18 protein-coding genes are annotated in these 22,438 nt (G+C 63.3%); 10 read left to right on the forward strand and 8 right to left on the reverse strand.

Annotated elements, in window-relative coordinates; translation table 11 throughout:
* The first annotated feature begins 46 nt into the window (after positions 1-46).
* Positions 47-499: a hemerythrin domain-containing protein gene (locus IGS60_RS16185; protein ID WP_070310706.1), complete on the forward strand. Its 453-nt coding sequence runs from the start codon at positions 47-49 to the stop codon at positions 497-499.
* A 393-nt stretch (positions 500-892) separates the two neighbouring features.
* Positions 893-2,533, forward strand: a complete 1,641-nt coding sequence (locus tag IGS60_RS16190) for a diguanylate cyclase (RefSeq protein WP_070291723.1) — start codon at positions 893-895, stop codon at positions 2,531-2,533.
* Between the two features lie 50 nt (positions 2,534-2,583).
* Here the strand turns inward: IGS60_RS16190 and IGS60_RS16195 are convergent, their stop codons facing one another.
* Together IGS60_RS16195 and IGS60_RS16200 are read right to left on the reverse strand one after the other, a co-directional pair.
* Positions 2,584-3,681, reverse strand: a complete 1,098-nt coding sequence (locus IGS60_RS16195) for a LacI family DNA-binding transcriptional regulator (RefSeq protein WP_230505511.1) — start codon at positions 3,679-3,681, stop codon at positions 2,584-2,586.
* A complete protein-coding gene (locus tag IGS60_RS16200; RefSeq protein WP_070222013.1) occupies positions 3,665-5,578 on the reverse strand; it encodes a glucokinase in 1,914 nt (637 codons plus the stop codon). The genes IGS60_RS16195 and IGS60_RS16200 overlap by 17 nt, the downstream gene beginning before the upstream one ends.
* A 345-nt stretch (positions 5,579-5,923) precedes the next feature.
* Here IGS60_RS16200 and IGS60_RS16205 point away from each other — a divergent pair, with 345 nt between their 5' ends.
* From IGS60_RS16205 to IGS60_RS16225, 5 genes are all read left to right on the forward strand, one after another.
* The gene (locus IGS60_RS16205; protein WP_099408604.1) at positions 5,924-7,210 is read left to right on the forward strand and encodes a carbohydrate porin; all 1,287 of its coding nucleotides are present in this window, start codon (positions 5,924-5,926) and stop codon (positions 7,208-7,210) included.
* A gap of 355 nt (positions 7,211-7,565) precedes the next feature.
* Entirely contained in the window at positions 7,566-8,819 is a 1,254-nt protein-coding gene (locus IGS60_RS16210; RefSeq protein ID WP_035817882.1) for an ABC transporter substrate-binding protein, read from the forward strand.
* A gap of 114 nt (positions 8,820-8,933) precedes the next feature.
* Complete coding sequence (locus IGS60_RS16215; RefSeq protein WP_034777935.1) at positions 8,934-9,818, forward strand: carbohydrate ABC transporter permease; 885 nt, start codon at positions 8,934-8,936, stop codon at positions 9,816-9,818.
* Complete coding sequence (locus IGS60_RS16220) at positions 9,815-10,684, forward strand: carbohydrate ABC transporter permease (protein ID WP_070290751.1); 870 nt, start codon at positions 9,815-9,817, stop codon at positions 10,682-10,684. The genes IGS60_RS16215 and IGS60_RS16220 overlap by 4 nt, the downstream gene beginning before the upstream one ends.
* 9 nt (positions 10,685-10,693) lie before the next feature.
* A complete protein-coding gene (locus tag IGS60_RS16225) occupies positions 10,694-11,803 on the forward strand; it encodes an ABC transporter ATP-binding protein (protein ID WP_070218108.1) in 1,110 nt (369 codons plus the stop codon).
* 71 nt (positions 11,804-11,874) lie between these two features.
* Here the strand turns inward: IGS60_RS16225 and IGS60_RS16230 are convergent, their stop codons facing one another.
* The 6 genes from IGS60_RS16230 to IGS60_RS16255 all read right to left on the reverse strand — a co-directional run bounded on the left by IGS60_RS16230 (position 11,875) and on the right by IGS60_RS16255 (position 18,607).
* Positions 11,875-12,897, reverse strand: coding sequence for a ParB/Srx family N-terminal domain-containing protein (locus IGS60_RS16230; protein WP_230505513.1), 1,023 nt, complete (start codon positions 12,895-12,897; stop codon positions 11,875-11,877).
* 99 nt (positions 12,898-12,996) lie between these two features.
* The gene (locus IGS60_RS16235; RefSeq protein WP_070218107.1) at positions 12,997-14,232 is read right to left on the reverse strand and encodes a carbohydrate porin; all 1,236 of its coding nucleotides are present in this window, start codon (positions 14,230-14,232) and stop codon (positions 12,997-12,999) included.
* 94 nt (positions 14,233-14,326) lie between these two features.
* The gene (locus tag IGS60_RS16240) at positions 14,327-15,460 is read right to left on the reverse strand and encodes an ABC transporter ATP-binding protein (RefSeq protein ID WP_121669165.1); all 1,134 of its coding nucleotides are present in this window, start codon (positions 15,458-15,460) and stop codon (positions 14,327-14,329) included.
* A 10-nt stretch (positions 15,461-15,470) separates the two neighbouring features.
* A complete protein-coding gene (locus IGS60_RS16245; protein WP_070218105.1) occupies positions 15,471-16,310 on the reverse strand; it encodes a carbohydrate ABC transporter permease in 840 nt (279 codons plus the stop codon).
* 8 nt (positions 16,311-16,318) lie between these two features.
* Positions 16,319-17,233, reverse strand: coding sequence for a carbohydrate ABC transporter permease (locus IGS60_RS16250; RefSeq protein ID WP_230505516.1), 915 nt, complete (start codon positions 17,231-17,233; stop codon positions 16,319-16,321).
* Positions 17,234-17,344: 111 nt separating this feature from the next.
* Positions 17,345-18,607 (reverse strand): ABC transporter substrate-binding protein, encoded by a 1,263-nt coding sequence (locus IGS60_RS16255; RefSeq protein WP_230505518.1) that lies wholly within the window; start codon positions 18,605-18,607, stop codon positions 17,345-17,347.
* A gap of 355 nt (positions 18,608-18,962) precedes the next feature.
* On the opposite strand from IGS60_RS16255, the gene IGS60_RS16260 reads away from it, so the two are divergent.
* The 3 genes from IGS60_RS16260 to IGS60_RS16270 are packed head-to-tail and all read left to right on the forward strand — an operon-like array spanning position 18,963 to position 22,435.
* Positions 18,963-20,291: an ABC transporter substrate-binding protein gene (locus tag IGS60_RS16260; RefSeq protein ID WP_230505520.1), complete on the forward strand. Its 1,329-nt coding sequence runs from the start codon at positions 18,963-18,965 to the stop codon at positions 20,289-20,291.
* Positions 20,266-20,979: a response regulator gene (locus IGS60_RS16265; RefSeq protein WP_230505522.1), complete on the forward strand. Its 714-nt coding sequence runs from the start codon at positions 20,266-20,268 to the stop codon at positions 20,977-20,979. Before IGS60_RS16260 ends, IGS60_RS16265 begins: the two co-directional genes overlap by 26 nt.
* A complete protein-coding gene (locus tag IGS60_RS16270; protein WP_230505524.1) occupies positions 20,972-22,435 on the forward strand; it encodes an ATP-binding protein in 1,464 nt (487 codons plus the stop codon). Before IGS60_RS16265 ends, IGS60_RS16270 begins: the two co-directional genes overlap by 8 nt.
* Positions 22,436-22,438 lie beyond the last annotated feature (3 nt).

A 22,438-nucleotide genomic window follows, 5' to 3' on the forward strand; every position in this document is an offset into this window, starting at 1 on the left:
CCATCAGGCAGCGTCCGTTTCCCAGCAAAATGCCGGTATGCAAGACATGGATGCGATCGAATTGCTGACGCAAGATCATCAGACGGTGAAGGACTTGTTCGAACAGTACGAGGGGCTCAGCGACAGGTCGCTCGCCAGCAAACGCAAGCTGGCGCTGAAAATCTGCGAGGAATTGAGCAAGCATGCGATGGCGGAAGAGGAAATCTTTTATCCGGCCGTGCGCGAGGCCAGCCGCCTGAATGAAGACCTGATCGATGAAGCCATCGTCGAACATGCCTCGGCCAAGGAATTGATCGCGCAAATCGTCGCCATGGCGCCCGGCGAAGACTTGTACGACGCCAAGGTCAAGGTCTTGTCCAGGCAGATCGAGCAGCACGTACAGGAAGAGGAGGGCGAGATTTTTCCGCGCGCGCGCGAGGCGCAGCTCGATCTGCTGGCCATGGGCGGCCAGATCGCGGCGCGCAAGGCGGAAATGCAAGTGCCCGGGATGCAGCCCTGAGCCTGCCTGGCCGCGTGTGACTAGCGCGCTGGCCCTGTCGACGCCCGTTACATCAAGGTAAGCGCCATCAGAGGATGCGTGGCGGGCGCCTGCTGGCGGCAGGCGGTTCGCCGCCAGCGGTGCAAGTGGTGGAATCGTTGCTGGAGCGTACGATATGGCGATGATGTGGGGATGGCGTGTCTATTCAGCGGCGCCAGGGCGCCCTTTTTGCGAGAATAGGCGTAAGATTTGCTCTCTTGCCATGTCAAGAGCCTGTTCTGGGAGTGTATTCATCCGGGGATAGGTTCGAAGTCATGCGCTGACCAATATGCCGTGCTTCCCGTTGCCATGCATGGCGCCACTTGGCCGGGTCCGTGCGCTTTACAGAGCACGGGCGCTGAGAAGGAAGTCCGCATGCATAAGATCTGGAAGTTTTTCAATCCCCGGAGCTTCAAATTCAAGATGACTGTGCTCGTGGGCGTACTGGTGCTGTGCGCAACGGGTTCTGTTGCGCTCACATCGCTGTCTGTCGCGCAAGGGCAGATGGTCTCCGTCATCGGCAATCAGCAATATGCCTTGCTGACCAGTGCCGCGGCATATATCGACGAAGACTTGAATGCCAAGAAAGCGCTGCTCAAGGTGCTGGCGGAAGGGCTGCCTGCGGATGTGTATGAACATCCGCAGCGGATGCAGGCATTTATAGAAAATCATCCAACTCTGCGCGAGGAATTTTTCAATCTCGTCGCCTTTGATGCTACCGGGAAACTGATTGCCAGCATGAATGACCGGCGCGTGGCCGGCAAGCTCAATTTCGCTGCGCGCGAATATTTTATCGATACCGTGAAGCTCAGGGAAGGCGTGATATCGCGTCCATTCAAGAGCCAGCTGTCGGGCAAGCCCGTTGTGCTGGTAACCGAACCGATCTATGACAAAGCCGGCAAATTGCTGTATGTAATCGCTGGCGGTCTCAATTTGCAAAGCCCGACATTTTTTGGCCAGTGGGAGCAGCTCAAGCCGGGCAAGAGCGGTTATCTGTTTATGTTGACCGACGACGGCACGATACTCCACCATCCGGACCCGGCGCGCGTCCTGAAGCGGGTGCATGATGAAACGGGCGGCGCAACCCCTTCCACCTTGGCCGCATTGCGGGGATTCGACGGTTGGACGCAAGGTAAAACCAAGCTGGGCGTGCAGGCAATTATGACGTACAAGCATTTGCGCGCGGCAGATTGGATCATCGGCGCCGTCTATCCTGAAAGCGAGGCATTCACGCCGGTCACCGATATGTATGCCAAAGTCATCATTGCTTCGTCAGGCGTGGCCTTCCTGGCCAGTTGTGCCGGCTGGATCGCGGTGATGCTGCTCTTGCGTCCTTTGGGCGATCTGGGCCGGCATGTGGCGAGCATACGCTCAGGCAATGCCGATATTGCGGTGTTTGATATCGCCCGTAAAGACGAGTTTGGAAAGCTGAGCCGTGCATTCTATGCGCTGTCGCTGCAGAGGGAAGCGGCGGAAAACAACCTCGCCGCTCTGGCGCGTACTGACATGCTGACGGGCCTGCACAACAGGCGCATGTTTGACGAGGCGCTGGCCGCGGCATTGACGCGTGCCCGGCGCGCTGGCACGGGCCTGGCGCTGGCGTATCTGGATATCGACTATTTCAAAAAAATAAATGACACGTATGGGCATGGTATCGGCGATCTGGTATTGATTGAATTTGCCAAACGGCTCAAAGCTTGCGTCCGGGCCTCCGACACGGTGGCCCGCCTTGCCGGCGACGAGTTTGTCATTATTTTTGAACAACTGACGGAGCAGTCCGAGCTCGCGGTACTGGGCAAGAAAATCGTGCAAGGGATGGCCGTGCACTTTGATTGCGGCGGTATCGGTCTGCATGTCACCACCAGTGTCGGCTTGGCGTTCTGCACCCGGGGCGATACGACGGCGGGGGCATTCTTGACGGCGGCCGATACGGCGCTCTACAAGGCAAAAAGCGCTGGCCGCAACGGTTATGCCGTCACTTCCATCGACAGCCCCGCCTTGACCGAGGCGTTGTAGGGCCGGGTGCGCCGGAATGGCGGGTGGTGGCATCGCCTGTTCCGGCAGCGTCAAGGCCTGCGCTGGCCCTGTGCCGTCGGCGGCGCATAGCTGCCCGACGATGCGCGCTCTACCAGGGTAAATTCCATCAAGTGATGCGTGGCGGGCGCCGTCTCCCCGGCGCGGCGCTGGCGTATCTCGTCGATGACGAGCTTGACGGCGGCGCGCGCCATGTCGGCGATGGGCTGGTGGATGGTGGTCAGCTCGGGCCAGACGGTGCTGGCGACGGGCGTGTCGTCGAAGCCGCACACGCTCAATTGCGCCGGCACCTGCAAGCCCATGCCGTGCGCCACGGCCAGGGTGGCGGCGGCCATGTCGTCATTGCTGGCGAAGATGGCGCTGGGGTGCGGTTCGTGCGCCAGCAGCCGGCGCGCCGCGTCGAGCCCCGAACGGTAGGTAAAATAGCCTTGCGCCACCCTGTGCGGCGGCACTGGCAAGCCCGCTTCCCGCATGGCGTCCTCGAAGGCCTGGCGGCGCAGCAGGGCGGGCGTGTGCGCCGGGTCGCCTTCGATGAAGCCGATGTCGCGGTGGCCCAGCGCGAGCAGATGGCGCGTCATGGCCAGCGCGCCCTCGTAGTCGTCGATGCGCACGGCCGAGACGCCGGGCGAGGGGCGCGCCGTGGCCACGGCGATGGCGGGGATACCCATGGTATTGAGCTGCGCCAGCACTTCCGGTGAATCGCACAGGGGCGGCGGCACGAGGATGCCGTCCACGCCGGCCGCCACCAGGCAATCGATGCCGGCGCGCTGGCTATCGAGGTCTTCGCAGCGTTCGAGCAGCAGCTGGCCGCCGCCCTGGCGGCACTGGTCCATGGCGCCGACGAGAAATTCACTGAGGAAGGCCGCGCTGGGGTTGCTGTATAACAAGCCGATGCGCAGGGTGCCCGTGCGGGCGGCACGGGCCGCCAGGTTGGGCTGGTAACGCAGGCTGGCGATGGCCGCCTCGACCTTGTCGCGCGTGGCCGCGCTGACGCTGGCGCGCCCGTTGATGACGCGCGATACCGTCATGGCAGAGACGCCGGCCAGGCGCGCCACGTCGTGCACGGTGGCGCCGCTGGCCGTGTCGGCGGCGGCGTGGGCGGCATGCGCCGCCTTATTCGAGGTGGCCACCGAATTTCAGCTTGCCGCTGATGCGCATGCCGTGCAATTGACCCTCTTCCAGCTGGGCGGCGCTGGTGCGCTGCGCCGTGTCGCGCCGCGCCAGTCCCACCGACAGGATATCGAGCATCATCAGCTGCAGCAGGCGCACGATCATGGGCACGAAATTGAGGTTGCCTTCCGGGTGGTTCAGGGTCAGCAGCACGTCGGCCAGCTTGGCCAATGGCGAACCGCTGGCCGTGATCGCCAGCACGCGGGCGCCGCAGCCCTGCGCCACCTTGACGGTGCGCAGCAGGTCGGGCAGGGCGCCCGAACGGGAAATGACCAGCGCCACGTCGCCCGGCTTGAGCATGGCGGCGCTCATTTCCTGCGCCTGCGGGTCGGCAAAGAAGCTGCTGACGATGCCCAGGTTGAGCAGCTTGTGCTGCATGTCGTCGGCCACCACGCGGGCGCTGCCCACGGCCAGCAATTCCACGCGCTGCGCGCCGCGCAGCAGTTCGATGGCCGCCGTCAGCGCCTTCACGTCGAGCATGTCGCGCATGGCCAGCGCGGCTGAAGCGTTATTGCCCAGCACCTTGCGCGCCAGTTCCGCGTCGGAGTCCGAAATCTCCACGTGGCAGTGCGCCACCGTGATGGCGCCGCCCGTCAGGCCGGAAGCGAGTTTTAATTTGAAATCGGCCAGGCCCTGCACGCCGATCGAGCGGCAAAAGCGCATCACGGTCGGCTGGCTCACGCCGACCCGCTGGGCGATTTCGGCGATCGGCAGGGTCAGCATGGCGTTCGGCTCTTTCAATACCCAGTCGGCCACCTTGCATTCCGATGGGCTCATGCGCCCGCGCGCCTGGCGCACGGATTCGAGCACGGGCGCGCCGGTATGGGCGCGCTTGAGCTTTTGCGCGAGGATGGCGGCGATGCCCAGAAAAGTAGGCAGTTCGGCCGTGATCAGAAACGTGGGGATCTGCGCCAGGTATTCGTTCAGGCGGCCCTTTTGCTCGAAGCGGGCGCGGAACTGCGACCGTTCGAACAAAGGCCCCAGGCGCGGCACGATGCCCCCGCCTATATAGATGCCGCCCAGGGCGCCCAGGGTCATGGCCACGTTGCCGGCGATGGAGCCGAGGATGGCGCAGAAGCAGTCGACCGCTTCTAGGCACACGTCGCATTCATTGTTCAGGGCGCGGCTGGTGATGTCGGCCGCCAGCAGCGGCGGGACGTCATGCCGGCCAGCCCGGTCGGACAGGGCGCGGTAGATCAGTTCCAGCCCGCGCCCGGAGGCGAGGCGCTCGGCCGAGACGTGCGACAGTTCGCGCCAGGCGAAGGACAGCACGTCCATCTCGCGCTGGTCGCAGGGGGCGAAGCTGACGTGGCCGCCTTCGCTGCCCAGCGCTATCCAGCGGTCTTCCGCGGGGATCATGCCCGACACGCCCAGGCCCGTGCCCGAACCAAGCAAACCGATGACGCTGTCGGCGCGCGCCATGCCGCCGCCGATCTGCTGGCGCTGGTCGGGCCGCAGATAGGGCAGGGCCATGGCCAGCGCCGTGAAGTCGTTCACCACCAGCAAAGTGTCGAGGCCCAGCGCGGCGCGCATGGCCTCGATCGAGAAGAACCAGTGATGGTTCATCATGCGGATATTGTCGTCGTCGATGGGATTGGCGATGGCGATGGCCGCATGGCGCACGCGCGCCGAACCGGCGGCGCGCGCCTCGCTGCTATCCATATATGCGGTGATGGCGTCGAGCAGCGACGCGTAGTCGTCGCAGGGCAGCACGGCGACCGCTTCCAGGTGGCCCTGGCGCGTTTCCAGCACGAAGCGGGCATTGGTGCCGCCGATGTCTGCCAGCAGGCGCGGGCCTTCACTGAAACGCTCCGCTGGATCGCTGCCTGCTACTTCCATTTTTTCATCAATTTTCATGGCGGTGCTTTGTCTCGTCTGCGTGCGTGGTCGTGGCCGCGCACTGTCGTTATGGGCAAAAACCAAGGATTTTAATTCGTATACGTGCCGCGTGCCGAAAAATGCGGGATGCCTGCGCAAATGCCTGTCCACCGTGCCAGATGCGGTGGCGCCAGCGAAAAAAACAGGGCAGTCAACTCGCTTGTCGGTACGCAAATAAAGTGTCGCAGAGTAGTCGTAGGATTACAACATAATATGTTGATATTTGTTCGTAGTATAGTTACTATGTCCCTGCTGGAAAGAATTCTGGCCAGTACATTCGGCCACGAATGACTAGATAAAAAATAACTACTGAGGAGACTTACCATGCTGCATCGCAACATGTTGAAGGCCGTGTTGAAGACACTGCCAGCTGCCATCGTTTTGGCCATCGCCAGCGGTTCCGCTGCCGCCGACCCCATGTACCCATCCGATTCCGAAGGCTTCCATGGCTACCTGCGCGCCGGCGCCGGCAGCAATACCTCGGGCGGCGGCGGCTCGCAAGGCTGCTTCGGCCTGGGCGGCAATACCATGAAATATCGTCTGGGCAATGAGTGCGACGCCTACACGGAATTCGGCTACACCAAGTCCGTCGCCCAGTCCGGCGGCGTGAACTACCTGGCCACCATCTGGGTCAACGCCTACGCGCCAAATTCCGATTTCGGCGACAACAAACTGGGCATCGTCAAGGCCTATGTCGAAGCACAGGGACTCGATTTCCTGAACGGCGGCACGGCCTGGATCGGCAAGCGCTTCTACTACCGTCCTGACATCCACATGCTGGACTTGCAGTACATCAACATGAACGGCACGGGCGCCGGCCTGGACCGCATTCCTGCGGGCCCCGGTAAATTCTCGTACGCTTTCTTCAAGGACAACGACATCAACACCGTGTCGAAGACCGGCGTCGTCAGCACCAAATCGGCCGTGCGCCAGAACTTCATCTACGGCGAGATTCCCGTCAATGAAAACGGCACCCTGGACCTGGCCGCGACCTACATCATCGGCGAAGGCAAGGACAACGACGCGTTTGGCCAGAAGCATAACGGCTGGCAGCTGTCGGCCTTCCACCGTCAAGCGAAAGTCTTCGGCGGCGGCAATACCTTCGGCGTGCAGTACGGCGTCGGTCCTGGCACCGGCAAGGGCGCGCAGTTCGGCGCGTCGGGTGACACCAATTTCGGTTCGGACGTGAAACGCACGCGCATCTTCAATGACATGGCGATCCAGCCGATGGCCAACTTCGGCATGGAATTCGTCGCCCTGTGGCAAAAAGACGAATCGAACGCCAACGGTTCCTCGACCTGGACCTCGGTCGGCGTGCGTCCCGTGTACGCGTTCACCAACAACTTCAAGCTGGTGGGCGAACTGGGCACGGACCGCGTGACGCAAGCGGGCGGCCTGCCGGCCAAGCGCCTGACCAAGCTGACCATCGCCCCGACGATCTCGGCCGGCCCTGGCCTGTGGTCGCGTCCCGAGCTGCGCGCTTTCGTGACCTACGGCAAATGGAACGATGCGGCCACCGCCTCGGTCAATGCGTCGAACAACGGCGGCCCGATCTACAACAACAATACCAGCGGTACTTCCTACGGTTTCCAGGTGGAAACCTGGTTCTAAACACCGAACCAAACCTGCTGCGCGGCGCGCTTTGCGGCCTGCGATGCTCACCGGGCTTTAGCCCGGCTGCGCTTCTTAGCCACAAATCACTGCCGCTCGCGACGGTTTTGTTCAGTGTTGACGTTTGTAATGCAGATCAACCTGGCGCATCCTTCGCGGATGCGTTTTTGGCGCCGTCCCGTGATATAAATGCAATGTAGTCATGTCATGGATCACGGCGCCGTCTTTACACCAAGATGATGCCCGTTTGCAAGCGGGTCTGAGCACAAGAGCGCCGGTACAGGCGCAGATTTCACCTTTTTCGGCCCCGTATGCCGAAGCCCCCTAAAAGCTTGATCAAAAAAGGAATGTGGAGATGAAACTGAAATTCAAGATTACCCAACTGGCCGCATTGACCACCCTGGCATTTGCCGGCAGCGCCTTTGCAACCGACGTGGAAGTGTTGCACTACTGGACCTCCGGCGGCGAAGCGAAGTCCGTGGGCCAGTTGCAGCAAATCGTGAAGGAAAGCGGCTTCGGCTGGAAAGATTTCGCCGTGGCTGGCGGCGCTGGCGAAAACGCCGCGACCGCGCTGAAAACCCGCGTCATTTCCGGCAACCCGCCGACGGCTGCGCAGATCAAGGGCCCATCGATCCAGGAGTGGGGCGCCGAAGGCGTGCTGGCCAATATCGATGATGCCGCCATTCCAGGCAAATGGGATGCCGTGCTGCCGAAAGTCGTCGCCGATATCATGAAATACAAGGGCCACTATGTTGCCGCTCCCGTCAACGTCCACCGCGTCAACTGGATGTGGGTCAATCCGGAAGTGCTGAAAAAAGCCGGCGTGGCCACCACCCCGACCACCTGGGATGCGTTCTTCGACGCGGCCGAGAAGATCAAGAAATCGGGCGGCATCGCGATCGCCCACGGCGGCCAGCCTTGGCAGGACGCCACCGTGTTTGAATCGGTCGCGCTGGGCGTGGGCGGCACGGAGTTCTACAAGAAAGCCATCCTCAAGCTGGACCAGAAGGAATTGACCGGTCCGACCATGCTCAAGGTGTTCGACACCCTGGGCAAGGTGAAGACCTACATCGACAAGGATGCGGCAGGCCGCGACTGGAACCTGGCGACCGCCATGGTCATCAACAACAAGGCCGGCTTCCAGTTCATGGGCGACTGGGCCAAGGGCGAGTTCACGGCCGCCGGCAAGGTGCCGGGCAAGGACTACCTGTGCGTGGCAGCGCCTGGCACGGACAAGGCCTACACCTTCAACATCGATTCGTTTGCCATGTTCACGCAAAAAGATGCGAATGCGAAGAAAGGGCAGATCGCCCTGGCCAATGCCATCATGAATCCGAAGTTCCAGTCGATTTTCAACCTGAACAAGGGTTCCATCCCCGTGCGTTCCGGCGTATCGAAGGACAAGTTTGACGCTTGCGCCCTGAAATCGATGGAAGACATGGACGCCACCAACAAGACCGGCGGCCTGGTGCCATCGTTCGCCCACGGCATGGCGCTGCCATCGGCCACGCAAGGCGCCGTGACCGACGTCATCGCCAAGTTCATGAACACCAACATGAGCTCGAAAGACGCGGTCGCAGCGCTGGCCAAAGCGGCAAAAGTGAAGTAATCACGACGGCGCCGGCACTCTCGCCGGCGCCCGCTGCATCGCATGCATCGCAGGCGTCCGCCCTGGCTTCGGCCAGGCCGGCGCCACACGCAGTTCTACTTCTACGGCTGTCCTATGTCCATACGCAAGCAATTCGACCGATGGATACCGCAGATGGTGCTGGGCCCCACGCTCATCGCCAGCTTGGTATTCGTCTATGGTTTTATCTTTTTGACCGGTTGGCTGTCGCTGACCGAATCGCGGCTGATGCCGAACTACGAGTTCGCCGGCCTGGTGCAATATTACGAGCTGTTCGACAACGAGCGCTGGTGGACCTCGCTCAAGAACCTCGGCATCTTCGGTGTCCTGTTCATCGGTTGCAGCATCGCCATCGGCCTGTTCCTGGCCATCCTGCTGGACCAGAAAATCCGCGCCGAAGGCGCGCTGCGCGCCATCTATCTGTATCCGATGGCGCTGTCCTTCATCGTCACCGGCACGGCCTGGAAATGGATGCTCAATCCCAGCCTGGGCCTGGAAAAGGTCATGCACGACTGGGGCTGGACCTCGTTTACCTTCGACTGGCTGGTGAACTCCGACATGGCCATCTACACGGTGGTGATCGCCGGCGTATGGCAGTCGTCGGGCTTTGTCATGGCCCTGTTCCTGGCCGGCCTGCGCGGCATCGATGACGAAATCATCAAGGCGGCGCAAGTCGATGGCGCATCGCTGCCGACGATCTACTGGCGCATCGTGATTCCCGCCATGCGTCCCGTGTTCTTCAGCGTGCTGCTGATCCTCGCGCATATCGCCATCAAGAGCTTCGACCTGGTCATCGCATTGACGGCTGGCGGACCTGGCAATTCGTCGTCCGTGCCGGCCATCTTCATGTACCAGTTTTCCTTCACCCGCGGCCAGCTGGGCCTGGGCTCGGCATCGGCAATGATGATGCTGGCCACCATCGTGGCCGTGCTCGTGCCGCTGATGTACCTGGAAACGCGCAGCGCAAAGGCGATGAGATGACACCTACCCGCAATAATCGCCTCACCCTCGGACGGGTGGTGGTATACCTGCTGCTGATTTTGTTCGCGGTGTACTACATCGTGCCCCTGTACGTGACCCTGTCGACGTCGTTCAAGTCGCTCGACGAGATCCGCAGCGGCAACCTGCTGGCCTTGCCGCACGTGTGGCAGTTCGATTCCTGGGCCAAGGCCTGGTCGTCGGCCTGCACGGGCGTCACCTGCGACGGCATGCAGCCGTTCTTCTGGAACTCGATCAAGATGGTGATTCCCGCCGTGCTGATCTCGACCTTCCTGGGCGCCTTCAACGGCTATGTGTTCGCGCACTGGCGCTTCCGCGGTTCGGAAATCCTGTTTGCCGCCTTGCTGGTGGGCTGCTTCATTCCATTCCAGGTGGTGATCTTGCCGATGGCGCGTTTGCTCGGTGAATTCGGCCTGGCCAATACGACTACCGGCCTGGTTTTCGTGCACGTGGTGTACGGCACGGCCTTCACGACCCTGTTCTTCCGCAACTATTACATCGGCGTGCCGGAAGAACTGATCAAGGCGGCGCGCATCGACGGCGCCGGCTTCTTCCTGATCTTCCGCAAGATCGTGCTGCCGATTTCGGGTCCGATTTTCGTCGTCTGCATCATCTGGCAATTCACGCAGATCTGGAACGACTTCCTGTTCGGCATCGTCTTCGCCAGCGGCGATTCGCAGCCGATCACGGTGGGCTTGAACAACCTGGTCAACACGTCCACGGGCGTGAAGGAATACAACGTCAACATGGCCGCCGCGGTGATTGCCGCGCTGCCGACCCTGCTGGTCTATCTGGTCGCAGGCCGTTATTTTGTGCGCGGTCTGACCGCAGGCGCAGTCAAAGGTTAAGGAAAGAATATGTCCAGTTTATCGATACGCAGCATCCGCAAGGTGTACACGAATGGCGTCGAAGTCCTCAAGGGCATCGACATCGAGATCAAGGATGGCCAGTTCCTGATCCTCGTCGGCGGCTCCGGCTCCGGCAAATCGACCTTGCTCAACATGGTGGCCGGCCTGGAAAGCGTCACCTCGGGCGAAATCCTTATCGACGGCAAAGTGGTCAACGACTTGCCGCCGAAGGACCGCGACATCGCCATGGTGTTCCAGTCCTACGCGCTGTACCCGTCGATGACGGTGCGCGAAAACATCGCGTTCGGCTTGAACGTGAAAAAGGTGCCGAAGGCGGAGCAGGAAGAAATCGTCTCGCGCGTGGCCGAAACGCTGCAGATCACGCACTTGCTGGACCGCCGCCCGGCACAGCTGTCGGGCGGCCAGCGCCAACGCGTGGCCATGGGCCGCGCCATCTCGCGCAAGCCCTCGCTGTTCCTGTTCGACGAACCGCTGTCGAACCTGGACGCCAAGCTGCGCGTGGAAATGCGCGCCGAGATCAAGCTGCTGCACCAGCGCCTGAAGGCTACCATCGTCTACGTCACGCATGACCAGATCGAGGCGATGACGATGGGCGATCTGATCGCCGTCATGAAGGATGGGGTGGTGCAGCAACTGGGCACGCCGCAGGAAATCTACGACAACCCGGCGAATCTGTTCGTGGCCGGCTTCATCGGCTCGCCGTCGATGAACTTCATCACCGTCAAGCCTGTCATCGAGGGCAACGACGTGTTTGTCGCCATCGAGAATGCGGGCAAGAGCATGCGCCTGGCCTTGCCGTTCGCCGCCGACAAGCTGCGCAGCTATGCGGGCCGCGACGTGATCCTGGGCGTGCGTCCGGAGCAGATCACGGACATGAGCAGCGCGCACGGCGACGTGGGCCAGGAACTCGGTTGCCTGATCGACCTCGTCGAGCCGACCGGCCCCGATACCTTGCTGACGACGCGCCTGAACGGCGCCGCCGTGACTTGCCGCACGCATCCGCGCGAAGCGGTGCTGCCGGGGCAGACCATGCAGCTGTCGTTCAACCTGTCGAAAGCGGCCCTGTTCGATCCGGCCAACGGCGAGCGTATCGCGTAACCGGCATCCGCAACAGAAAACGGCCCGCTTGTCGCATGACAGGCGGGCCGTTGTCGTTTACGCCGCCGCGCTTATTGCGCCAGCGATTTTTTATAGGCGATGGCGTGGCGCAGCTTGCCCTTGTCGCCGATCAGCTCATCGAACGCTTCCCGGTTGACTTCCCGCAGGGCGCCCAGTTCGCGCGCGCTCTTGCCGCCGCTGACGCTGTCGCCGGGCCGCAGCGCCGCCATTGCCTGCGCGGCCAGCAGGATCGCATTGGCATACGCGACCGGATCGCGCAGGTCGACACGCGCCAGGTCCAGCGCCGGCATGCGGCGCAGCCAGTCGGCCCAGTAAAACTCGAGAAATTCCGTGGCGTGCTCCGGCGGCTCGTAGCCGATCCCGCGCGTAAAATAGACGAGCGAGCGGTACGGGTCATCGCCCAGCGATGCGAGACCGATGGCGGGCGGCAGCTGCTGCGGCGTGATGGCCTGGTTGCGGCCGTTCTTCAGCCAGACCTTGTTTTCCGCGCGCATGCGGGTCCAGAAGGCCGCGTCGTCCAGCGCGCTGAAATTGTCGCTGACCTTGACCCAGACCTGCAATTGCTGATTGCGTCCGCCATCGGCTTCCCGGAAGGCGGAAAACGTGTGGTGGCCATCGGTCAGGTACACGAGGCCGCGCGGGCCGATGACGACGGTCTTCATGTCGTCCGGGCGGCTGCCCACGGCCGCCTTGCAGCGGTAGCCAGCCGGCGGCGCGGCCAGGGTGGCGCCGGCCACGTTGGCCGTGTTGGGCAAGACGTCGCCCTGGCCATTGGCTTCGCACAGGTCGGCGAATTTCCTGGGCTTGGCGATGTCCGCGATGTGCTTTTCTTCGGCCGCATAGCGCCCCAGCTTGTAGTACACCTGGTCGTAGCCGATGGCCGGCTGGGTCGGATGCAATTCATCGAGGCGCACCTGCAGGATGCGCGGATGGGCGGCGCTGCCCGCCACGGTGGACATCAGCGCCTGCTGGCGCGCGCTGAGGGCGGGCGCGACGGCGGCATCGCGGGACCAGGCCATGCTGGCGAAAGACAGGGCCAGCGCGGCGGCGGCCCGGGGGAATGCGGCGTGCATGCGACCTCCAAAGTGAGCGGTATGGCGTGCAGCATAGCGCGGCACGCGATTTCGCACAGTCCGACAGGCGCATGCACTGCGCCAGATCAAGCCAGTTTCTTAAAACCACGTCTCCACTTGCAGGCCGAACGAGGTGCCGCTGGTGGCGTTGCCGTATACGGGACCGGACTCGTTGGCCTTGTTGACGGCGGCCGTGGCGGCGTCGTTCCATTTGCCGTAGGTGACGAAGGCGCGCAACTCGGGACGCGACCAGTAACCCTTGCCCGCCGTCAGGGTGGGCGCGAAGGTCAGCTTGGTCAGGCGCTGGGCGGCGCCGCCCGTGGGCGAGGTCACGCGGTCCGTGCCCAGCTCGAACTGCAGCTTGAAGTTGTCGTTGACGGCATACACGGGGCGCACGCCCACGGTGGTCCAGGTCGAGCTGCCGCCCGAGACGTTGGACTTGTCGCGCTGGACGATGGCCACCATTTCCGCGCTCCACTCGGGCGTCGGCTGTATCCAAAGCGAATTGAAGATGCGCAGGCGCGTGACGTCGCTGCCGTTGCGGATCGAGCCCGTGGTGCCCATGCGGTCGCAGCACTGGCCGCCGGCGCCCGTGCCCGGCCCGACGCCGTACTGGATGCCGAAGGTGTTGGCGCCGCCCCACACTTTATCCTGCTTGTGCAGCACAGTGGCCTGCCAGCCGCTGTGCGAGGTGCTGTCCTTCTTGTCGGGCGTGATGAGGGTGGTCAGTACTTCCAGCGTGCCATCCTGGTTGACGGGGATGCCCTGGTAGACGAGGTTTTGCCGGATGGCCGAGTTGCCGGGCTTGTCGTTATCCTTGAAGAAGCCATAGCTGATGCGGCCCGGTCCCAGCTTGTACTGGTCGATGCCGCCGCCCGTGCCGTTCATATTGATGTATTGCAAGTCCAGCATGTGGATGTCGGGACGCATGTAGTAGCGCTTGCCGATCCAGGCCGTGCCGCCGTTGAGCGTGGGTATGTTTTTCGCTTCCACGTACATCTTCGACATGCTCAGGTCCGAATCGCTGACGGCGGAGCTGGGCGTGTAGGCTGCCACCATGATATGGCCGACGAAGCTGACGCCGTTGGGCGACTTGGCCATTTCCTTCTGGTATTCGAATTCGCCATAGGTGTCGCATTCGTTGCCGAGCCGGTAGCGCATGGTGTTGCCGCCCAGGCCGTAGCAGCTTTGCGGGCCGCGGCTGTCCGTGCTCGAGCCGAGGCCGGCGCGGAAGTAGCCGTGGTATTCGCCTTCGGCATCGCTGGCGTGGGCGGCGCCGCAGGCCAGCAGCATGGTGCAGGCGAGGGCCAGCGAGGTCTTGATCGGGTGTTGCATACAATCTCCTTGTCGTTATTAAAATGCGTGCTTGGGCACGTCGTCTACCGGATCGCTGCCGATCCAGTCGGGGCGGCCGCCTGGGCGGGAAGGCTCAGGCGGCCAGATTCTGTTTCGAGGAAATCAGGTTGCCGGGCTGGCGCCGCGTGCGCGCCACGCCCTGCGCGTCGAACAGATGGAAGGCGCTGCTGGCGGCCGAGACCGTGAATGGCTGGCCCAGCGGCACGCGGTTGTTGCCGTCGCCGCGTATCACCAGTTCCTGGCCGTTGTCCAGGCTCAGGTAGATGAAATTGGCCTCGCCCAGGTGTTCCACCAGGCTGACGACGCCCTGGAAGCGGGCGCTGCCGCCGCCGTTTTCCAGGATATGTTCGGCCCGCAGGCCCGCCGTGACGGCGTCGCCCGCCCGCAGGCCGGCCGGATCGACGAGGGCCGTGATTTCCTGGCCGCTGGCCAGGGCCACGCGCACGCCATCTTCCTCGGCCGCAATGACTGTGCCCTCGAAGAAATTCATCATGGGCGCGCCGATGAAGCCGGCCACGAAGCGGTTCGCCGGCTGCTGGTATAGCTCCAGCGGTGTGCCCGCCTGCTGGATATGGCCGCCATGCATGACGACGATCTTGTCGCCCAGGGTCATCGCCTCGACCTGGTCGTGCGTCACATACACGATGGTGGCGTTCAGCTGGCGGTGCAGCTTGGCGATTTCCAGCCGCGTCTGCACGCGCAGGGCCGCGTCGAGGTTCGACAGCGGCTCGTCGAACAGGAACAGCTGCGGCTCGCGCACGATGGCGCGGCCGATGGCCACCCTCTGGCGCTGGCCGCCCGACAGTTCGCGCGGCAGGCGCTCGAGCAGATGGTCGATCTTCAGGATGGCGGCCGCGTGGCGCACGCGCCGGGCGATGTCATCCTTGCCGGCACCGGCGATCTTCAGGCCGAACGCCATGTTGCGGAACACGCTCATGTGCGGATACAGCGCATAGCTCTGGAAGACCATGGCGATGCCCCGCTCGGCGGGCGGCAAGTCGTTGACGACCTTGCCGCCGATGGAGAGGGTGCCGTGCGAAATGCTTTCCAGACCGCACAGCATGCGCAGCAAGGTCGATTTGCCGCAGCCGGAAGGGCCCACCAGCACGACGAATTCACCGTCGCGGATGTCGAGGTCGATGCCGGCCAGCACGTTCGTGCGGCCGTCGTAGGATTTGCTCAGTTGTTGCAGGCTTACATGGGCCATGGTGCACCTATTATTTGACCGCGCCGGATGTCAGGCCGCGGATCAGTTGACGAGAGAAAATGACGTACATGACGAGCACGGGAATGACGGCCAGCGACAGCGCCGCCAGCACGGAGTTCCAGTCCGTCACGTATTGCCCGATGAATTGCTGTACGCCCAGGGTGACGGTCTTGGTGCGGTCCGACGGCGCCAGGATCAGCGGGAACCACAGGTCGTTCCAGGCGGGAATCATGGTGAACACGGCCACCGTGGCGATGGCGGGGCGGATCAGGGGCAGGATCACCTGGAAGAAGATGGCGAATTCGCCCACGCCGTCGCAGCGCGCCGCATCCTTCAGTTCGCGCGGCACCTGGCGCACGAATTCGGACAGGATCATCACGGCCAGCGGCAAGCCCTGCGCCGTGTACACGAGCACCAGCGCCGTCAGGGTGTTGATCAGGTCGAGCCGCACCACCAGTTCCAGGATGGACACCGTGCCCAGGCGGATGGGGATCATGATGCCCAGCGCCAGGTACAGGGTCAGCAGGCGGTTGCCCGTGAACGTGTATTCGGACAGTGCCCAGGCCGCCATGGCGCCGAACAGCACGATCAGCAGCAGCGACAGCAGGGTGACGAACAGGCTGTTGCCGAAATACAGCAGGAAGTCCGAATTGGCCAGCACCTTGTGAAAGCCCACGAGGGAAAAGGTGGCGGGCGTGGGCAGGGCCAGCGGATTGTCGAAGATGGCGGCCCGCGTCTTGACTGAGTTGATCAGGATCAAGACGATGGGGAACAGCGCGATCAGGGTGTAGCCGGCCAGGATCACGTGCACGGCGGCACGGCCCAGGGGGCGGGTGGAAACGTTGCGCATGGCGGCCCTTACAGTTCGTAGCGTGTCAGCTTGCGCTGCACGAAAAAGAAATACACGCCCACGCCCGCGAGGATGACGAGGAACATCATGGTGGCCACGGCAGCGCCCATGGTGGGACTGCCCAGCTGGGCCTGGTAACCGAAGAAGGTGCGGTAGAAGAAGGTGCCGAGGATGTCGGTGGCGTAGTTCGGCCCCGCCAGCGCGCCTTTCACGGAGTACACGAGGTCGAAGGCATTGAAGTTGGCGACAAACGTCAGGATGGTCACCAGTCCCAGGGTGGGCCAGATCAGCGGCAGCTTGATTTGCCAGAAGATGCGCATGGCGCTGGCGCCTTCCGCGTGGGCCGCCTCGATGATTTCCTCGGGCACGGCCAGCAGGGCCGCATAGATCAGCATCATGGGAATGCCGATGTATTGCCAAACAGAAATGAGCGCGATGGTCAGCAGGGCCGTCGATTCCTGGCCCAGCCATGGCGCGAAATAGCTGCCGATGCCCACGCCGTCCATCAGCGACTGGCCCACGCCCCACAGCGGCGACAGGATCAGCTGCCAGATGAAGCCGATGATCACCACGGACAATAAGGTGGGCAGGAAGATCAGGGTGCGGTAGCTGCGCTCGCCCTTCAATCCCTTGAGGCTGAAGAGGGTGGCCAGCAGCAGGCCGATGGGATTTTGCAGCAGCATGTGGATGAGGAAAAACTTGCAGTTGTTCCACATTGCATTCCAGAAACTTTGCGACCATTGCGGGTCGAACAGGATGGTGGCGTAATTGGCCAGACCGGCAAAATGATGGCGGCCGCCCTCATCGGTCGTGTACAGGCCCAGGCGCAGGGTATCGGCCAGGGGCAGGGCGCTGAACAGCGAGTAGATGATCAGCGCCGGCGCCAGGAACACGGCCACGTGCCACGGGAAAGCTTTCTTCACGGCGAAACTCCAGACGAATAAAAACACCGGCGGCGGGGCCGCCGGCAAAACCGCGCCACCGGGCCGCTGCATCGCATTGCTCAGGCCGGTTGCGGGGGGAGGATGGGGGGGTTACTGCTGCGGCTTGTACCACTTGGCAAAGCCGGCCTGGATCTGACGCGCCGCGTCTTTCGGCGCCAGCTTGCCGTTCAGGACCTGGGCGTTGACGTTCCACAGCTCGTTTTCCATGCTCGGTTCGCCCCGGTTGAGGATTTGCGCGTTCAGGCGGATAGTCGAGGCGCAACTGGCGCGCCAGCCGTTCATCTGCTTGGCCAGCGGATCCTTGATGGAAATCAAATGGTTCGACAGCGAGAAGAAGCCCGTCACCTTGTTGGTGTAGATGTCGGCGAATTCCTGCGAACCGAGCCAGGCGAGGAATTTGTAGGCGTCTTCCTTGTTCTTCGACTTCTTGTTGACGCTCATGCCGATGTCCGTGTGGTCCGAGATATAGCACTTGTCGCCGGCCTTGCGCACGGGCGGGTTGAAGGCGCCCAGTTCCAGCTCCGGGTCCTGCTTGAAGTAGGCGATGTCCCAGGAGCCGGACGGGTAGATGGCGGCCTTGCCCAGCGCGAACTGGTTCTGGCTGTCGCCATAGGTTTGCGCGCTGGCGCCCTTGGACAGATAGCTGCCCAGCCGGGCTTCATATTCCCAGGCGCCGACGAATTGCGGATCGGTAAACTTGGCCTTGCCCGCGATCAGCGCCTTGCGGCCATCCTCGCCCTTCCAGTAATTGGCGCCGATGCTGGTAAACACCACCTGGTTCGCTTCCCACTGGTCGGCCGTGCCCAGCGCCAGCGGCGCATACTTGCCGCTCTTCTTGACTGTTTCGAGCACCTTGAAGAATTCCTCTTCCGTGGCGGGCGGCTGCAGTTTCAGTTCGCGGAAGATTTTCTTGTTGTACAGGAAACCATGCATGACGGAGGCGATCGGCATGCAGAAGGTGTCCTTGCCATCGTCCATCTGCCACGCCACCTTGGCCGAGGCGGGAAAATTCTCCAAGCCGGCCTTGCCGTCGAGCTTTTCCAGCTGGCCCCGTTTGTACAGGGCCAGCGAGACGTCGAACGGGCGGCAAGCGAGCAAGTCGCCTGCCGTGCCGCCGCTCAGGCGCGCGTTCAGCGTGGAATCGTATTCGGTGGGGGCGGTGGGCGAAAACTTGATCTCGATGCCCGGATGCTTTTTCTGGAAGGCGGGGATGAGCACCGTTTCCCACAGGGTCTTGTCGTCCACGCGCCAGCTTTCGATGGTGAGCGTGCCCGCTTGCGCCGTGCCGCTGGCCAGCAGCAGGGCCAGCAATGTGTTGCGCGCGGCCACGCCGCCTTGTGCATGCAATCGCATGATGTCTCCTTGTTGGTGTTGGTCTTGTTTGGCTGCCTGATACGCTGCAGTTGGCGGACAGTAGCATCGGGGGAAATGTGACGCCAGCTCCCGGCTTTGCGCTGGCGATCGTTTCTTATCTTGTTGATTTCAAAGGATAATATTGAAATTTGCAGGTGCGCTTGCTTACCTTTCCTTACCGTCGGCCGCTGCCGTGGCGCGCCGCGCGGGGCGTCGGGCGGGCGGGGCCGCCTGGACGCCGTGCAAGATGGCGCAACAAAAGCTCACGTTTCTTTACAAATCAGGTGACTAAATTACCAACCTGCTGTTTTGTAGTTGGGCTATAGTTTGTCGCGACAAGAACAAGGGGACAGCATTGAAGACGCCACCGCGCAGCACCGCCGACCGCCATGCCGGGGCCGCCCGCCGTCGCGGCGTGGCGGCACTGGCACTGCTCTCACTGATGTGGACCGGCGTGCCCGTGCGGGCCGAGACGCTGCAAGTGCTGCACTGGTGGACCTCGACCGGCGAGCGCCGCGCGGCAGACGTGCTGGTGGCGCGCCTGGCGCAGGAAGGCGTCGAGTGGCGCGACGCGGGTATCGCGGGCGGCGCCGGCGTCGGCGCGGGCAAGGTGCTGAAGAGCCGCGTGCTGGCCGGCAATTCGCCGGAAGTCATGCAGCTGATCGGCTACACGCTGGGCGAGTGGAGCGACCTGGGCCTGCTGCTGCAGCTCGACAGCGTTGCCGCCAGCAACAACTGGCGCGCGACCATGTATCCGACCGTGTGGGGCCTGCTGCAGAACCGCAGCCATACGATGGGCGTGCCGGCCGGCATCCACCGCATCAATACGCTGTTTTACAACCGCAAGATTTTCCAGCGCCTGGGCCTGGCCGTGCCGCGCAGCTGGAGCGACTTCGAGCGCGTGGCCGCCACGCTGCGCCAGGCCGGCATCACGCCGCTGGCGCAAAGCAGCGAGGCGTGGCAAGTGGCCACCCTGTTCGAGACGCTGGTGCTGGCCGAATCGGGACCTGCCTATTACCGCGCCCTGTTTGTCGACAAGAAAGCCGAGGCGTATGCGGACCCCCGCCTGCGGCACGCCTTGCAGCGCTTGAGGTCGCTCAAGCAATGGATGGCGGCGCCGCTGCGCGAACAGAGCTGGCCCGAGATGGCGCGCCAGGTCGGTGATGGCGAGGCGGCCATGTACATCATGGGCGACTGGGCAAAGGGCGAGCTGAACGCCTGGGGCCGCGCCACGGACGAGGTCTTCGGCTGCGCCGCCGCGCCCGACACGGGCGATTATCACCTGTACAGCATCGATACCCTGGCCATGTTCGCTTCGGATTACACGCACCAGGGCGCGCAGGAAAAGCTGGCGCAGGTGGTCGCTTCGCCGTCCGTGCAGCTCGAGTACAGCCAGGTAAAGGGTTCGATTCCCGCCTTGCGCCAGGCCGACCTGTCGCGCCTGGACAGCTGTGGGCGCGCTTCGGCGCAGGCGTTCGCGCGCGGCGCCGCCTTCCAGGCGCCCAGCCTCGTGCACCGCATGGCCACCGATGAAACCAGCAAGGACGCCATCATCGCCGAGGTGCACCGCTATTTCCTGGACGAGACGATCAGCGCGGCCGACGCCCAGCGCCGCATCGCCAGCATGTTGCAGGCGCTGAATAAAAAAGGACGAGACCATGTCACGCAAAATCCTGGTCGTTGACGACGATCAAAAGACCCGCATGCTGTTGAAGGCATATTTGGAAAAGAATCAATATGAGGTCAGCCTGGCGCACGATGGCGCCACTTTCCTGGCCGAATTCCACCGCCATGTCGACAGCCTGTTGCTGGTGATCCTCGACGTGATGCTGCCCGACACGGACGGCTTTGCCCTGTGCAAGGTGGTGCGCGCCCGCTCGAACGTGCCCATCATCATGCTGACGGCCAGCTCCGACGAGACGGACCGGGTGGTGGGCCTGGAGCTGGGCGCCGACGACTACATCGCCAAGCCCTACAGTCCGCGTGAATTGCTGGCGCGCATCAAGGCCATCCACCGCCGCACGGGCATCGACGCGGCGGCGCCGCCCCGCTACTACCGTTTCGTGGGCTTTACGCTCGACACGCTGGAACGCACGGTGACGGATGCCGATGGCGAGCCGCTGCAACTGACGGGCCTCGATTTCCAGCTGCTGCGCTATTTTGTCGAGCATCCGGGCGATATCCTCGACCGCAGCGTGCTGTGCGAACAGACGCGGGGGCGCGATGCGGGGCCGCTCGACCGCTCGCTCGACGTGCAGGTGAGCCGGCTACGGCTGCGCCTGAAGGATGATGGCAAGCAACCCGTGCTGATCAAGACGGTGCGCGGCGCCGGCTATGTGTTTTCGGCCGACGTGAGCAGTGCGCATGCCTGAGCGGGGCGCGCGCCGCCTGCTCGAGCGCCTGCTGCCGCCATCGCTGCTGGGCCGCCTGTCCGTCGTGATGGTGGCCGGCGTGCTGGCCACGCAACTGGTGGGTAACCTGATCTGGGCCGCGCAGCTGCGCCGCGACTCGGCCGTGGAAGCGCGCATGGCTTCGCAGCACCTGGCCCGCAGCGCCAGCAGCACCATCCGCTTCTTTCTCAGCCTGCCGGCCAATTACCGGCCCATCCTGATCCAGCAATTCCGCGAGATGGGCGGCACGCGCTTCTTTGTCAACGTCAACCAGGGCCCGCTGGCCATCCGCGAAATCGCGCCCAACGCGCTGGCCGACACGGTGGTGGCGACCGTGGGCACGGCGCTGAAGAGCGACTTGCCGCAGCTGGCCGGTTACCGCGTGGGCTTCGCCTGGCCGGCTGACCTGGTGGTGGCCGACAGCGGCGCGCGCATCGGCGACTTGCCGGAAAACTGGGTCCAGCATATCTTGCTGCTGAAACCGAATCCGGCCCCCGTGCTGGTGATCCAGGCCGAGCTGGAACCGGGCAACTGGCTGTACCTGGCGGCGCTGATGCCGAATCCATATTTCTTACAAAGCAGCAACCCTTGGACCCTGGACCGGGTACTGCTACAGGCGTTGTCGTTGGCGGCTGTGCTGTTGCTGTCCATCCTAGTCGTGCGCTGGACCACGCGGCCGCTGGCGGCCCTGTCGGATGCGGCCGAGGCCTTTGGCCGCGGCGAGACGCCGCCGCCCCTGCCGCAGACGGGCAGCCGCGAGTTCGTGCAGACGGCGCGCGCCTTTGGCGCCATGCGCGAGCGCATCCAGCGTTATCTGGAAGACCGCGAACGCCTGTTCGTGTCGATTTCGCACGACTTGCGCACGCCCATCACGCGTTTGAAACTGCGTACGGAACTGCTCGACGACGATGTGCAGCGCAATGAATTCCACGACGACCTCGACGAGCTGGACATGATGGTCAAGGGGGCGCTGCAATGCGTGAAGGATAGCGACATCCATGAAAACGCCACCGAGGTGCGGCTCGACGCCTTGCTGCAGCGCATGGTGCGCGGCGCCCAACTGGCCGGCCACGAAGTGCATTACGTGGAGACGGGCCTGAGCGTGACGGCCAAGCCCCTGGCGCTCAAGCGCGCCATCGGCAACTTGCTCGACAATGCCTTGTTTTACGGCAAGACGGCGCACCTGTCCGCGCGCCGCGAAGGCGAGCACATCGTCATCCGCATCCGCGACGACGGCCCCGGCGTGGCCGAAGAGGCGTTCGCCAGCCTGTTCCAGCCCTATGTGCGCCTGGAACATGGCCGCGAGCAGAATGTGCACGGCATGGGGCTGGGGCTCGGTATTGCGCGCAGCATCGTGCAGGCCCACGGCGGCGAGCTGAGCCTGGCCAACCACCGCGAGGGCGGTCTGGAAGCGACCATCCGCCTGCCGGCGCAGTAAGGC

The sequence above is a fragment of the Janthinobacterium sp. FW305-128 genome (assembly GCF_020858135.1).
Taxonomy (GTDB): Bacteria; Pseudomonadota; Gammaproteobacteria; order Burkholderiales; family Burkholderiaceae_D; genus Janthinobacterium.